11 protein-coding genes and 2 pseudogenes are annotated in these 14160 nt (G+C 63.1%); 6 read left to right on the top strand and 7 right to left on the bottom strand.

Translation table 11 applies throughout. The annotated features are described in order from the left end of the window. Positions 1 to 68: 68 nt before the first annotated feature. From QFZ91_RS32970 to QFZ91_RS32955, 4 genes and pseudogenes are all read left to right on the top strand, one after another. Positions 69 to 389 carry a hypothetical protein gene (locus QFZ91_RS32970; protein WP_429569763.1) on the top strand — a complete coding sequence of 107 codons (321 nt, stop codon included), beginning with the start codon at positions 69 to 71 and terminating at the stop codon, positions 387 to 389. Continuing rightward, positions 386 to 1207, top strand: a complete 822-nt coding sequence (locus QFZ91_RS32965) for an alpha/beta fold hydrolase (protein WP_176105698.1) — start codon at positions 386 to 388, stop codon at positions 1205 to 1207. Before QFZ91_RS32970 ends, QFZ91_RS32965 begins: the two co-directional genes overlap by 4 nt. 364 nt (positions 1208 to 1571) lie before the next feature. Continuing rightward, complete coding sequence (locus QFZ91_RS32960; protein WP_176105699.1) at positions 1572 to 2369, top strand: NAD-dependent epimerase/dehydratase family protein; 798 nt, start codon at positions 1572 to 1574, stop codon at positions 2367 to 2369. Between the two features lie 45 nt (positions 2370 to 2414). Then, positions 2415 to 3445, top strand: a pseudogene (locus QFZ91_RS32955) (MFS transporter). Between the two features lie 201 nt (positions 3446 to 3646). Here QFZ91_RS32955 and QFZ91_RS32950 read toward each other — a convergent pair. From QFZ91_RS32950 to garL, 4 genes and pseudogenes are all read right to left on the bottom strand, one after another. Continuing rightward, positions 3647 to 3937: a contact-dependent growth inhibition system immunity protein gene (locus tag QFZ91_RS32950; RefSeq protein WP_429569762.1), complete on the bottom strand. Its 291-nt coding sequence runs from the start codon at positions 3935 to 3937 to the stop codon at positions 3647 to 3649. Positions 3938 to 3945: 8 nt separating this feature from the next. Beyond that, positions 3946 to 4772: pseudogene (locus tag QFZ91_RS32945) on the bottom strand (RNase A-like domain-containing protein). 392 nt (positions 4773 to 5164) lie between these two features. After that, complete coding sequence (locus QFZ91_RS32940; protein WP_429569761.1) at positions 5165 to 6094, bottom strand: 2-hydroxy-3-oxopropionate reductase; 930 nt, start codon at positions 6092 to 6094, stop codon at positions 5165 to 5167. Beyond that, on the bottom strand, positions 6091 to 6891 hold the full coding sequence (gene garL / locus QFZ91_RS32935) for a 2-dehydro-3-deoxyglucarate aldolase (protein WP_429569760.1): 801 nt from the start codon (positions 6889 to 6891) through the stop codon (positions 6091 to 6093). Before garL ends, QFZ91_RS32940 begins: the two co-directional genes overlap by 4 nt. Before the next feature lie 238 nt (positions 6892 to 7129). Here garL and QFZ91_RS32930 point away from each other — a divergent pair, with 238 nt between their 5' ends. Beyond that, the gene (locus QFZ91_RS32930) at positions 7130 to 8713 is read left to right on the top strand and encodes an aldehyde dehydrogenase (NADP(+)) (protein ID WP_176382802.1); all 1584 of its coding nucleotides are present in this window, start codon (positions 7130 to 7132) and stop codon (positions 8711 to 8713) included. 142 nt (positions 8714 to 8855) lie between these two features. Here the strand turns inward: QFZ91_RS32930 and QFZ91_RS32925 are convergent, their stop codons facing one another. The 3 genes from QFZ91_RS32925 to kdgD form a co-directional block, all read right to left on the bottom strand. After that, positions 8856 to 9599: a FadR/GntR family transcriptional regulator gene (locus QFZ91_RS32925; RefSeq protein ID WP_429569759.1), complete on the bottom strand. Its 744-nt coding sequence runs from the start codon at positions 9597 to 9599 to the stop codon at positions 8856 to 8858. Between the two features lie 224 nt (positions 9600 to 9823). Next, the gene (locus QFZ91_RS32920) at positions 9824 to 11182 is read right to left on the bottom strand and encodes an MFS transporter (protein ID WP_429569758.1); all 1359 of its coding nucleotides are present in this window, start codon (positions 11180 to 11182) and stop codon (positions 9824 to 9826) included. A 189-nt stretch (positions 11183 to 11371) separates the two neighbouring features. Further along, complete coding sequence (gene kdgD, locus QFZ91_RS32915; protein WP_429569757.1) at positions 11372 to 12289, bottom strand: 5-dehydro-4-deoxyglucarate dehydratase; 918 nt, start codon at positions 12287 to 12289, stop codon at positions 11372 to 11374. Positions 12290 to 12543: 254 nt separating this feature from the next. Between kdgD and garD the strand changes: the two genes are divergently transcribed. Next, positions 12544 to 14127 (top strand): galactarate dehydratase, encoded by a 1584-nt coding sequence (gene garD, locus QFZ91_RS32910; protein ID WP_429569756.1) that lies wholly within the window; start codon positions 12544 to 12546, stop codon positions 14125 to 14127. The last annotated feature ends 33 nt before the right edge of the window (positions 14128 to 14160 follow it).

Below are 14160 nucleotides of genomic sequence, written 5' to 3'. Positions count from 1 at the left end.
TATGCCAAATACGCTAATCGATGAGGCAAGCCGTTGATGAGTCTCAAGTTTCCTTTAGCGGCCGATGCATGGCCGCATGTGCGTCGTTGCGGGTGCTGCGTCAATCGACCGCGCTGCAGCAATGCTGGCTGCGCGGCCTTGCGCGGCAAGGTCGAGAGCGGTGCCCGTCGTCAGCCGACAATCGATCCATCCAAACCGACTTCGTCGGCTCGCGCGCTAGTCAGGCGATTTTTTTATCTCTACGATTCGGCCGTTTCCGTAGTTCGGTTATCCATTGCCGTATTCGCACGGCGTTCCGTCATGCGTCGCGCGCATGCTTCGTGAGCAGCTTCCGCTTCATCCACCTGCCGGCGACGGCAGACTTCATCGAAAAAGGAGTCAGCAGATGAGCACGATCAGGACGAAAGACGGTACTTCGATTTTCTACAAGGACTGGGGCAAGGGTCGCCCGGTCGTGTTTTCGCACGGCTGGCCGCTGACCGCCGATGCGTGGGATGCGCAGATGCTGTTTCTCGGCAGCAAGGGCTTTCGCGTGATCGCGCATGACCGGCGCGGCCACGGCCGCTCGGAGCAGCCGTGGGACGGCAACGAGATGGACACCTACGCCGATGACCTCGCCGCACTGATCGAACATCTCGACTTGCAGGACGCGACGCTGGTCGGCCATTCGACGGGCGGCGGCGAAGTCGCGCATTACATCGGCCGGCACGGCACGGGGCGTGTCGCGAAGGCCGTGCTGATCGGTGCGGTGCCGCCGCTGATGCTGAAGACCGCCGATAATCCGCTCGGCCTGCCGATCGATGTGTTTGACGGCATCCGCAAGGGCGTCCTCGACGATCGCTCGCAGTTCTTCAAGGACCTGGCCGTGCCGTTCTATGGCTACAACCGCGAGGGCGCGAAGGTGTCGCAGGGCGTGATCGATTCGTTCTGGCGCCAGGGCATGGCCGGCTCGATCAAGGGGCTGTACGACTGCATCAAGCAGTTCTCCGAAGTCGACTACACCGAAGATCTGAAGAAGATCGACGTGCCGACCCTGGTGCTGCACGGAGACGACGACCAGATCGTGCCGATCGACGCAGCCGGCCGACGCACCGCGGAGATCGTCAAGAACGCGACGCTGAAGGTCTATGCGGGCGGCCAGCACGGCATGTGCACCGTGGAGGCCGACAAGGTCAATGCCGACCTGCTCGAATTCATCGGCGCTTGAGCGATCAGAAACGCGCAATGAGGTGATTTTTTGACCGCGCGGGCGGCGCATGGACGCCGCCTGCGCCGGATGCCAGGCGACCGCGGGCGTCAGGCGAATGCACTTGTCGAACAAAAAAAGCAGCTGAGTTATACGATGTCACATGAACACGACATTCGTATGTCTTTATTTTTTAAGACGATATGAAACCCGCCTATGCAATTTTAGGGTAAATGCGGAGTTGAAATCCGCTGGTTCATCGTCGATAGTACGTTATCGTACAACTTTGGTGTGTTATGCGACGCGCGCAGCACGCTCCGCCGGCCGCTCAAACCTCTGTCTGTTCTCTGTAGACCTCGCGCGCGGCGCAGTTAAAGGAACCCCTATGAAGAAGATTGCCCTGAGTGGCGCCGGCGGCCAGCTCGGCTCCGTGGTACGTGCTGAATTCGTCGCGCGGGGCGTGCCGTTGCGCTCGGCCGCTGGCTCGAAAGTGCTGACGCCGCTCGTCGAAGGCGAAGACGTGATGAACGGCGACCTGCGCGACCCGGCGGTCGTCGACCGTCTGCTGAACGGCGTGGACGTGCTGATCCATTTCGCCGGCACGAGCGTCGAGCGTCCGCTGCCCGAGATCATCGAGAACAACCTGCGCGGCCTCGTCGAAGTCTACGAAGGCGCGCGCCGCAACGGCGTGAAGCGCATCGTGTTCGCGAGCTCGAACCACGCGATCGGCATGTATCCGGTCACCGAGCATCTGAGCCTCGACTGCGAACTGCGCCCGGACGGCTTCTATGGTCTGTCGAAGGTGTGGGGCGAAGCGCTCGCGCGCATGTACTGGGATAAGCACGGCATCGAAAGCGTGTGCGTGCGCATCGGCAGCTGCCTCGAGCGTCCGACCGAGCAGCGTCACCTGAGCACCTGGTTCGGCCACAAGGACCTGATGCATTTTCTCGATCGCTGCATCGAAGCGGAAGAGGTCGGCTTCATGACCATCTGGGGCGTGTCGGCCAATACGCGCAGCTGGTGGGACAACAGCGTCGGCGCCGCGCGTCTCGGCTACGAGCCGAAGCAGAACGCCGAAGACTACGCCGAAGACATCCTGTCTCGCCCGAATCCGCTCGATGAACTGGGCCAGCGCTTCCAGGGCGGCGGCTTCGTCGGCATCGACTATTCGCGCAAGGACTAAGTCCCGGGCAGTTCAACGGGCAATGCATCACGAGGAGATGGAGCGGTGAAGATCAAGGGTATTCGCTGGTGGATGGTCGCGCTGGTCGCGGCCGGCCTCATCATCAATTACCTGGCGCGCAACACGTTGTCGGTCGCGGCGCCGACGATGATGAAGGAGCTCGACATCACGACCGAGCAGTACGCGCACGTGGTCGTGGCGTGGCAGCTCTGCTATGCGTTCATGCAGCCGGTCGCCGGTTTCGTGCTCGACACGATCGGCACCAAGATCGGCTTCGCGGTGTTCGCGCTGGCGTGGTCGGCGGCTTGCGCGGCGGCATGGGCGACTACAAGCATCCGCGCAACCAAAAGCTGCTGGGCAACGCCGAGCGCGACTATATTCTGAGCGGCCAGGAAGCGAAGCATCACGATGACATCAACACGCCGAAGCGCAACTGGCGCGCGATGCTCGCGAGCCGCGATTTCTGGGCGATCGGTATTCCTCGGATTCTGTCCGAGCCGGCATGGCAAACGTTCAATGCGTGGATTCCGCTGTACATGATGACCGAGCGTCACATGAACCTGAAGGAAGTCGCGATGTTCGCGTGGATGCCGTTCCTCGCTGCCGATATCGGCTGCGTGCTCGGCGGTTATCTGAGCCCGCTGTTTCACAAGTACGCAAAAGTGTCGCTGTTCACGTCGCGCAAGATGGTGTTCGTGGTCGGTGCGCTGTTCATGATCGGGCCGGCGTGCGTCGGTCTCGTCGAAAGCCCGTACATGGCGGTGGCGCTGCTGTGCGTCGGTGGCTTCGCGCACCAGACGCTGTCGGGCGCACTGTACGCGATCACGTCGGATATGTTCGGCAAGCACGAAGTCGCGACCGCGACGGGCATGGGCGGCATGGCTGGGTATCTGGGCGCCGCGGCGTTCACCACGCTGTTCGGTGTGCTTGTCACGCAGATCGGCTACAGCCCGCTATTCGTCGTGCTGGCGGTGTTTGATCTGATTGCTGCGGTCGTGGTGTGTCTGATGGCCAGGAGCTCGGAGAAGATGCCGGAGCCGCAGTGGGTATCGTCCGATGCGGTGGCGGCGAAGTAAGGCGAAGTGGGGTCGGCTCTGGGGGGCGATCCGGCGAAAGAAGCGGCGCTCATGAGGTGGGCGCCGTTTTTTTTTTGGTCGGTTGTGCGGCCGTTTTCGAGTTGGCGATGTCGCGCCGTGAGTGTTGCAGCCGGCAAGCAGACTGGTCGCCCAATAGACGTTTTAATTCTTCTAAGAAGGATGCGGGAGCATCGGGACAAACTACTCGCTGAGAAGCCTCTTTAATTCGTCAAGAAATGAGGCGGTCGTGTAGCCCCATAGTTTGGGAGAAAAATCTTGACCATAGGCATCTTTGAACGCTGAGTCCAAATCGTCCCGGCGTTCGACCATAAATGAATTGATTTCATGAACCATCTCGAGGTGGCTCTCCCGTGGGCAGTCTCTCTTGTAGCAAGAGATGATTTCAGGAATCGTATCTCCCCATATTTCAAAATCCTCATTCAGGTATGCACCAAACAGCTGATACATTTTGGGGTAGCGGGTTGATAGCATAGATTTCTCTATCTAATGTAAGCAGTAACAATATAGTATGGCATTCCGTTGTAGGTTTGATATTTCAGAACGACTACAACCTCATTCATGGGCGTCAGTTTTCCTGTCTTATGCCATAGCCGACGTTACCCGCTACGCGCCGCGTCAAAGCGAGAGGGCCGCCTCGGCCCGAAGACTGCGCCCATTCCCGAATGATGGTCGCATTGGCACGCATGACTTCTGAGATGGCCGATTCGGCCCGTTCAAGGTTGGTGAACGACGAAACCTTCTCTCGACGCGGCTCGCGTTTGAGTCTTTCTCGCAACTGCGCTTCGGTCCGTCCGACATGCTTCAAGAGCGTGTGTCCGCCTATCCCGCTCCCTGCCCTCGCTTCGTGCATGTCCAGACTGATCCGGCCCATCGCGATGCGCGAAGCCCGTATAGCCTTGATCGAACTAGCAAAGCCAAACGGCACGACCATATCGAGCCACAGACCGATATTGTTCGCCATATCGGGGCTGGCCTTCATCGCTTGCGCGAGTTTCGTCGTGCCCTGTTGGGTCAGCGTCGCCGTATCTCGCGCCGTCCAGATCTGACGCAAGCCAGCGGCCGCCGTGTCCGAGCCATGTACGCCGAACACAACGCATCCAGCCTTGCTCGCCATGGTCGGTTCAGGCATCACACACAGCGCGCCGGCCCCGACCATTTCCAGCAAACCGCCGACAAGTTGCAATCCGCCCCATAACCGGTTGGAAAGCATTTCGCCGTGGCTGATCGATTGGCGGGTCAGCACCGCCGCTAGTTGCGGCGCACTCAGCACGACACGCACGCCGTCTCTATCTTGTTCGCACGACATTCGGTATTCCTCTGTGATTGTTCGAGGCCGCCAACGTAGCAGTCGACCACAGGGACAGGAAATGGGCGATGGATGATTCTTGTGTCCCATTAATCCGATGAGCTGCGATTCATTGACTGCATATCGCTGGTAGTCATGCACTAGCGACGCGGCTTAACGCACAGGAGCAGACGTCAATCCGAGGAGACACGGGGTAGGGAGTCGCCATCGCTAAACACGATACAAACGTGTCGCGTCAGGCGGCGAAAAAGCTCTACGGCCCGGAAGAGGGAAAGGGCATCACGCGCGAACTACGCACGACGCCCAAAAATGCAGAGTGCAATCGAGCCGGCCATAGGTCAAATAAATACCGACGGACAACCCGATTGCAACGATTTCGAACCTACATCAAATCAAGCCGTCTTCTGCCCAATCTCGTGATTCGCGAGCACTTCGAGCGCGCGCACCATCGCCGAGTGGTCCCACGCCTTGCCGCCGTGCGCGACGCACGCGTTGAACAGCGCCTGGCAGGTGGCGGTGTTGGGCAGCGACACGCCGAGCGCCTGCGCGGTCGACAGCGCGAGGTTCAGGTCCTTCTGGTGCAGCTCGATGCGGAAGCCCGGATCGAACGTGCGCCTGGTCATGCGCTCGCCGTGCACTTCGAGAATGCGCGACGACGCAAAGCCGCCCATCAGCGCCTCACGCACGCGCACCGGATCGACACCCGCCTTCGACGCGAGCAGCAGCGCTTCGCCGACCGCTTCGATGGTCGCCGCGACGATCACCTGGTTGGCCACCTTGCACACCTGGCCCGCGCCCACCGCGCCGATCAGCGTGACGTTCTTGCCCATCATGTCGAACATGGGCTTCACGCTGTCGAACGTGGCCTGTTCGCCGCCGACCATGATGGTCAGCGAGCCGGCCTTCGCGCCGACTTCGCCGCCCGAGACCGGCGCGTCAAGATAGTCGGCGCCGGTTTCGCGCACCCGCGCCGCGAACTCGCGGGTCGCCATCGGCGAGATCGAGCTCATGTCGACGACGGTCTGGCCGGCGCGTAGCGCGCTCGCGAGGCCGTTCTCGCCGAACAGCACGCGTTCGACGTCCGGCGTGTCCGGCACCATGATGAAAATCACGTCCGCGTTGGCTGCGACCGCGGCGGGGTTGTCGCATGCGACGGCGCCGGCCTGCGTCAGTTCCGCAGGCACGCCGCTACGCGTGAACGCTGCCAGCGACACGCCGTTTTTCAGAAGGTTGGCGGCCATGGGCTTGCCCATGATGCCGAGTCCGATAAAGCCTGCTTTTTTCATGGAATGCTCCGAAGATATCGTGGCGGCCGCGTTCAAGCTTCGCCCGCCGGTTTCTGCATGAAGTGTTTCTGCGCCGCTTGAGCGGCGCCCTTGAGCAGCCCGAGATCCGCGCAGACGGCGACGACGCGCGCGCCCATCGACAGATAACGTTCCGCGTCGGCCTGCACCGGCGCGAGAATGCCGCTCGACTTGCCTGCCGCCCGCGCGCGCTCGAACACATGCGCGATCGCCTGCTGCACGTCCGGATGGCCCGCGTTGCCGAGGTGGCCATACGATGCCGCGAGGTCGGACGGACCGATGAAGACCGCGTCGATGCCGTCCACCGCGAGAATGCTGTCGATCGCCTCGACTGCCTTGCGGCTTTCGATCTGCGGAATCACGCAGATATTGTCGTTGGCGAGCGCAAAGTAGTCGGGCACGGTGCCATAGCGGTTGCCGCGATGGCCGACCGACACGCCGCGGATGCCCTGTGGCGGATAGCGCGTTGCCGCGACCGCGCGGGCCGCGTCGTCAGAACTGTCGACGAACGGCACGAGAAAGTTCGAGAAGCCGCTGTCGAGGAATCGTTTGATCACGACGCTGTCGTTAGCCGGTGGTCGGACGACCGGCGCGCTGCCGCTGTCCTTGAGCGCCATCAACTGGGGGATCAGCGTGAGCACGTCGTTGGGCGCGTGTTCGGCGTCCAGCAGCATCCAGTCGAAGCCGACCGTGCCCAGCAGTTCAGTGGCGATCGGGCTGGCAAGCGATGCCCAACAGCCGATCTGGGTTTTTCCCTCGCGCACCGCGCGCCGGAAGCGGTTGGGCAAGGATTCGTAAGGCGTGACGGCGGGCATGCGGTGTCTCCTCGAACTACGATGGATCGGGAACCAGGCTTCGACGACCGCAACAAATCACGCAGAATGCGAGGTTATAAGTCGTCGTATGACCGTGGCAGATTAGCACTGAGCCCCTTGGTTGTAACGGTCGTGTAAACCCGAATGAGCCTGTCCGGCAAGCGTTTCGGGTTGCGTGGAGGCCCCGCAATGTTGTAGGATGACCTATATCTGAAGCCTTCATTTAAGGAAAGCCAAAATGCCCATTACCGGTGAAATGCTGATCGGTCGCAAAGCAGTGCGCGGCGAAGAAAAACCGCTGCGCGCGTTCAATCCTGCCACGGGTTCCGAGATTGCCGAGCCGGTGTTCGGCAGCGGCACCGTGGAGAACGTCGAGCAGGCCTGCGCGCTCGCGCAGCAGGCGTTCGACGCCTACCGTCAACTGCCGCTCGCAGTGCGCGCCGAGTTTCTCGATCGTATCGCGGACGGCATCACCGCGCTCGGCGACGAGCTGATCGAACGCGCGATGGCTGAATCGGGCCTGCCGAAGGCGCGTCTGGAAGGCGAACGCGGCCGCACCACCGGCCAGTTGAAGCTGTTCGCGCAAACCGTGCGTGCGGGCCAATGGCTCAACGCCACGCTCGATTCGCCGCTGCCTGAACGCAAGCCGTTGCCGCGCTCGGATCTGCGCATGCAGAAGATCGCGCTCGGCCCGGTCGCCGTGTTCGGCGCGAGCAACTTCCCGCTCGCGTTCTCGGTGGCGGGTGGCGACACCGCCGCGGCGCTCGCTGCCGGTTGCCCGGTCGTCGTGAAGGCGCACCGCGCGCACCTCGGCACCTCGGAGCTGGTCGGTCGTGTGATCCAGCGCGTCGCGCAGGAAATGGATCTGCCCGAAGGCGTGTTCTCGATGATCGTCGGCGCGGGTAACTCGGTCGGCGAGGCGCTGGTTGCGCATCCGGCCATCAAGGCGGTCGGCTTCACCGGTTCGCGCGCGGGCGGCACGTCGCTGATGCGCGTCGCGGCGGCACGTCCGGAGCCGATCCCCGTCTACGCCGAAATGAGCAGCATCAATCCGGTGTTTTTGCTGCCGAACGCTCTGACGGCACGCGGCGACAGCATCGCGCGCGGTTTCGTCGACTCGCTCGTGCTCGGCGCGGGCCAGTTCTGCACGAACCCGGGTCTCGCGATCGCGATCGACAGCGACGCGCTGAAGGGCTTCGTCGCGACGGCATCGGAAGCGCTCGCCGCCAAGCCGGCGCAGACCATGCTGACTTCGGGCATCCACGCCGCGTATGAAGACGGCGAAGGCAAGCTGGCTGCAACCAGGGGTGTCGAAGTCGTGGCACGCGGTGTCGCCGCTACCGGCCCGACCCAGGCTTGCGCGGCGCTGTTCGTGACCGACGCGCAGACGTTCCTCGCGAACCCGGCGCTCGAAGACGAAGTGTTCGGCCCGGTGTCTACGATCATCCGCTGCAAGGACGAGCAGGAAATGCTGAAGGTCGCCGAGCACTTCGCCGGCCAACTAACCGCGACGCTGCAGATGGACAGCGCCGACGTGGCGGCTGCGAAGAAGCTGGTGCCGATTCTCGAGCGCAAGGCCGGCCGCATTCTGGTCAACGGTTTCCCGACTGGCGTCGAAGTGTGTCACGCGATGGTCCACGGCGGCCCGTTCCCGGCAACGTCGGACAGCCGCGCGACCTCGGTCGGCACCACCTCGATCGACCGCTTCCTGCGCCCCGTCTGCTACCAGGACTTCCCGGCCGAGCTGCTGCCGCAAACGCTGGCCGACGGCAACCCGCTGGAACTGTGGCGTCGTCGCGATGGCGAACTCACGCGCGGTTAATCGTGTGACGCCGTCCTGAACGGATGCGCGCCTGGTGCCAATATGGGCATGGGCGCGCATCGAAGGGAAGGGCAGTTGCAATCACAAAAAAAGGCCGGGAATTTTCCCGGCCATTTTTTTTCGCCCGCGTGCTTCGTGAAAATCAGCTGTTCGCGTCGTTCGCTTCATTCGCGCGACGCAACCGCTCGCGGCTATTCGACAGATGCATGCGCATCGCCGCCCGCGCGCCTTCGGCATCGTGCCGGCTGATTGCCTCGAGGATGCTTTCATGCTCGAGGTTCACGAGCGACAGATATGCATCCGGATCGGCGCGCGCGATGCCGGCCGAGTCGAGCCGGTTGCGCGGAATCAGTGCGCTGCCCATCTGCGACAGGATGTCGACGAAATAGCGGTTGCCGGTTGCACGCGCGACCGAGATGTGGAACTGCAGATCGGCCTCCACACTGTCGAGCCCGTTGTGACGCGTGGCTTCGATCGCGTCGAGTGCGGTACGCATGTGCGCGAGGTCGTCCGGCGTCGCGCGTTGCGCGGCAAGACCGGCGCATTCGGTTTCGAGGCTGATGCGCAGTTCCAGAATGGACAGCACGTCGCGCAGCGTGGTGGCGGGCACCATGTCGATGCCGAGTTTTTCGCGCTGCGGCTCGAGCACGAAGCTGCCGATACCGTGCCGCGTCTCGATGATTTTGCCTGCCTGCAGGCGGGAGATTGCCTCGCGGATCACCGTGCGACTCACGCTGAGCGTGTTCATCAGCTGCGATTCGGTCGGGAGTTTGTCGCCCGGCTTCAGCACGTTGGCCGCGATCTGCTCGGTGACGTAGTTGACGACGAACTCGGCAAGATTGCGAGCGCGTCGTGGCGGTGCCGCGGATGCTAGTGGTGTAGCCATCGAAAACGCTCCTTGTTTGAAAAATCGCGGGGAATCCTGCATTTTTATTATATCGTCGTCTGACGACTGATTATATAAGCGCCGGATCGAATTCGGCGCGATTGTCACGTATACCGGCGGATGCCTGAAGTTTGGCGCCTCGGTGCGCATGGCTCGCGCGAGGCGCCGGGCGTCCGCCGCCCGGAAGTACGATAACCGGAACGATAACTGAGCCTATAACGGCCTCACGCCGAACGCAACTCGACTCGCCGGATGTCCTTGACGATCACCAGATAGCTGATCACCGTCATCAGCGCGTTCGCGCCGACGAACACCAGCGCGCCATTGAACGAGCCCGAACGCGCGACCAGATAACCGATCACGATCGGCGTCACGATGCCGGCGATGTTGCCGAACATATTGAAGATCGCGCCGGACAGACCGAGCGCTTCCTTCGGCGCCGTATCGGCGACGACGGCCCAGCCGAGCGCGCCGATGCCCTTGCCGAAGAACGCGAGCGACATCAGCGCGACGACGATCCAGTCGGTCGACACGTAGTTGCAGCCGATGATGCAGGTCGACAGCAGCATGCCGCCGACGATCGGCGCCTTGCGCGCGACGGTCAGCGACCAGCCGCGGCGGATCAACCCGTCCGACAGCACGCCGCCGAGCACGCCGCCGAGAAAGCCGCAGATCGCCGGCAGCGAGGCCACGAGGCCCGCCTTCAGGATCGTCATGCCGCGCGCCTGCACGAGGTAGATCGGAAACCACGTCAGGAAGAAGTAGGTCAGCACGTTGATGCAGTACTGCGCGAGATAGACGCCGAGCAGCATGCGGTTACCGAGCAACTGACGCACGAGCGTCCAGCCGCCGGTCTTCGACACGTCGTCCGGACCCGTCTTGCGCGCACCGCTGACGAGGCCGCCGCCTTGCTCGATGTACTCGAGCTCGGCGCGCGACACGCCCGGGTGATCGGCGGGATTCTTCATGACCTTCAGCCACGTCAGCGCGAGCAGCAGCCCGACCACTCCCATCACGACGTAGACCGTCTCCCAGCCGAACGCATGCGTGAGCCACGCCATCAGCGGCGTGAACACGACCGCGGCGAAGTATTGCGCGGCGTTGAAGATCGCCGACGCGGTGCCGCGCTCGTTGGTCGGGAACCAGCTCGCAACGACCTTCGCGTTCGCCGGAAACGCCGGCGACTCCGCCGCGCCCATCACGAAGCGCAGCACGAACAGCGCGGTGATCGCCGCACCGGCGCTGCCGAGCAGGCCGACCGAGCTTTGCAGCAGCGTGAACAGCGACCACAGGAAGATGCTCGCCGCGTACACGCGGCGCGCGCCGAAACGGTCGAGCAGCCAGCCGGCCGGCAGTTGCGACAGCACGTAGGCCCAGCTGAATGCGGAAAAGATATAGCCCATGCGGATCGCGTCGAGGCTGAACGCGGTGCGCATCGCGGAACCGGTGACGGACAGCGTCGCGCGGTCGGCATAGTTGAGGGTGGTGATCACGAAGATCAGCGCCAGAATCCCGTAGCGGACCTTGGTGCGTGCCGCGCTAGAGGCGGCGTCGGTGGAACTGGCCGTGCGGCTCAAGTCCATTGGTCATCTCCTGTATTGTTGGGCGAGGTGTGGTGTCCAGGCCGGGCGGTCCGCAGACCACCTGCCTGTCGCGCAAATGCACGAACGCCCGGCAACGTTGCCGTGCCGGGCGTTCGCAACGGGGCCGTCTATGCAGCCCTCGTCGATGAGGCTCGCGAGCTTCTTCGCTCGAAGCCCGACGCCGGTGCGTTACTGCGGTCCGAGCTTCTTGATCAGCGCGTCGAGCTGTTCCAGTTCTTCCGGGGTCAGGTCGGTCAGCGGTGCGCGCACCGGACCTGCGTCGTGGCCGACCAGCTTCGCGCCAGCCTTGACGATGCTTACCGCATAGCCTGCGCGGCGGTTGCGGATCTTCAGGTACGGCAGGAAGAATTCGTCGATCAGCTTGCCGGTCGTTGCGTGGTCGTCAGCGGCGATCGCGCGGTAGAACCCCATCGCCGTCTTCGGGATGAAGTTGAACACCGCCGACGAGTACACCGGCACGCCCAGCGCCTTGTACGCGGCAGCGTAGACTTCCGCGGTCGGCAGGCCGCCGAGGTACGAGAAGCGCTCGCCGAGCCGGCGGCGGATCGTCACCATGTTTTCGATCTCGCCCACGCCGTCCTTGAAGCCGATCAGGTTCGGGCAACGGTCGGCCAGACGCTCGAGCATGTCGGCGTTGAGCTTCGAGTTCGCGCGGTTGTAAATGATCACGCCCATGCCCGGAACGGCCTTGCAGACCTCTTCGGCGTGCGCGGCGATACCGTCCTGGCTTGCTTCGGTGAGGTAGTGCGGCATCAGCAGGATGCCGTGCGCGCCGAGGCGCTGCGCTTCCTTCGCATAGGCGATCGCCACGCGGGTCGGGCCGCCTGCGCCGGCGAGGATCGGTACCTTGCCCTTGCAGACTTCGACCGCGGTCTTGACGACTTGCGTGTAGTCGTCTTGCGTCAGCGAGAAGAATTCGCCCGTGCCGCCGGCGACGAACAGCGCCGAAGCGCCGTACGGAGCGAGCCATTCGAGGCGCTCTGCGTAAGTGTTGGCGCGGAAGTCGCCGTTAGCGTCGAAGTCGGTGACGGGGAAGGACAGGAGGCCTTCGGAAACGATCTGCTTGAGTTCCTGCGGTGTCGTCATGATCTAAATATCCAGGCGTCGGATTGGGTCGTTAGTAGGGTCCAACTAGTACGACAGACGTCGTACCAGGAGAAAATCTGAAAAACAGATTTCTTATACGTCATCGTACAACAACGAATCCCGTAACTCAACGGGGTTCTCGCGGCATAATGCTGTCTATAGGGTAAATACGGAACAGCCGAGCAAACTCTAACGTTGTAGGATGACGTATGATGCCTGGCGAAGGAGGCCTGTCACGCCTCAAGGATTGATCAATGGAACAAACTCCGCTCTACATCCGCGTTCATCCCAATGACAATGTCGCGATCGTCGTGAACGACGGCGGTTTGGGCGAGGGCGCGGTATTTGCCGATGGGCTCAGGCTGCGCGAGCGTGTGCCGCAGGGCCACAAGGTCGCGCTGGCCGATCTCGCCGAAGGCGACGAGGTCATCCGCTACAACGTCGTGATCGGTTATGCGCTGAAGCCGCTGCCGAAGGGCAGCTGGATCAACGAGCACGTGATCCGCATGCCGAGCCCGCCGGGACTCGAAGACCTGCCGATCGCCACGACCAGGGCGCCGGACATGCCGCCGCTCGAAGGCTACACGTTCGAGGGCTACCGTAACTCGGACGGCTCGGTGGGCACGCGCAACATCCTCGCGATCACGACCACCGTGCAGTGCGTCGCCGACGTCGTGCAACACGCGGTCACGCGCATCAAGGCCGAGCTGCTGCCGAAATATCCGAATGTCGACGATGTCGTGAGCCTCGGCCACACCTACGGCTGCGGCGTCGCGATCGACGCGCCCGACGCGATGGTGCCGATCCGCACCGTGCGCAACATCGCGCTGAACCCGAACTTCGGCGGCGAAGTGATGATGGTGAGCCTCGGCTGCGAGAAACTGCAGCCCGAGCGTTTGATGCCGCCGGGTACGATCCCGATCGCCGCGGTGGTCGACGACGTCGCCGACATCGGCGATGTCGCGCTGGACCAGAACGGCGACGTCGTGGTGCTGCAGGACGAATCGCACGTCGGCTTCCAGTCGATGATCACGTCGATCATGAGGATGGCCGAAGGGCATCTGAAGCGCCTGAACAACCGTCGTCGCGAAACCTGTCCGGCGTCGGATCTGGTGATCGGCGTGCAGTGCGGCGGCAGCGACGCATTCTCGGGCCTGACCGCGAACCCGGCCGTCGGCTTCGCGACCGACCTGCTGGTGCGCGCCGGGGCGACCGTGATGTTCTCGGAAGTCACCGAAGTGCGCGACGGCGTCGATCAGCTGACCGCGCGCGCGGCCAACGCGGACGTCGCGGCGGCGATCATCCGCGAGATGCAGTGGTACGACGATTACCTGAAGCGCGGCGGCGCGGACCGCAGTGCGAACACGACGCCCGGCAACAAGAAGGGCGGCCTGTCGAACATCGTCGAAAAGGCGATGGGCTCGATCATCAAGTCGGGCAACTCGGCGATCTCCGGCGTGCTGTCGCCCGGTGAGAAGGTCAATCAGAAGGGCCTGATCTACGCGGCGACGCCGGCCAGCGACTTCATCTGCGGCACGCTGCAGGTTGCGTCGGGCATCACGCTGCACGTGTTCACGACCGGCCGCGGCACGCCGTACAGCCTCGCCGAAGTGCCGGTCATCAAGGTGGCGACGCGTTCGGACCTCGCGCGTCGCTGGCATGATTTGATGGACATCAACGCCGGCACGATCGCGACCGGCCAGTCCAGCATCGAGGAGGTGGGCTGGGAGCTGTTCCGCCTGATGCTCGATGTCGCGAGCGGCCGCAAGGAAACCTGCGCGGAGAAGCTCGGGCTGCACAATGCGTTGACCCTCTTCAACCCGGCGCCGGTGACCTGATCAGGCAACCCGCACCATCCAATCTCAGGCGAG

Source organism: Paraburkholderia sp. JPY419, assembly GCF_050435705.1.
Classification (GTDB): domain Bacteria; phylum Pseudomonadota; class Gammaproteobacteria; order Burkholderiales; family Burkholderiaceae; genus Paraburkholderia; species Paraburkholderia youngii.
Note: the sequence above shows the minus strand (reverse complement) of the source record. Positions and strands in the feature narration are given on the sequence as shown.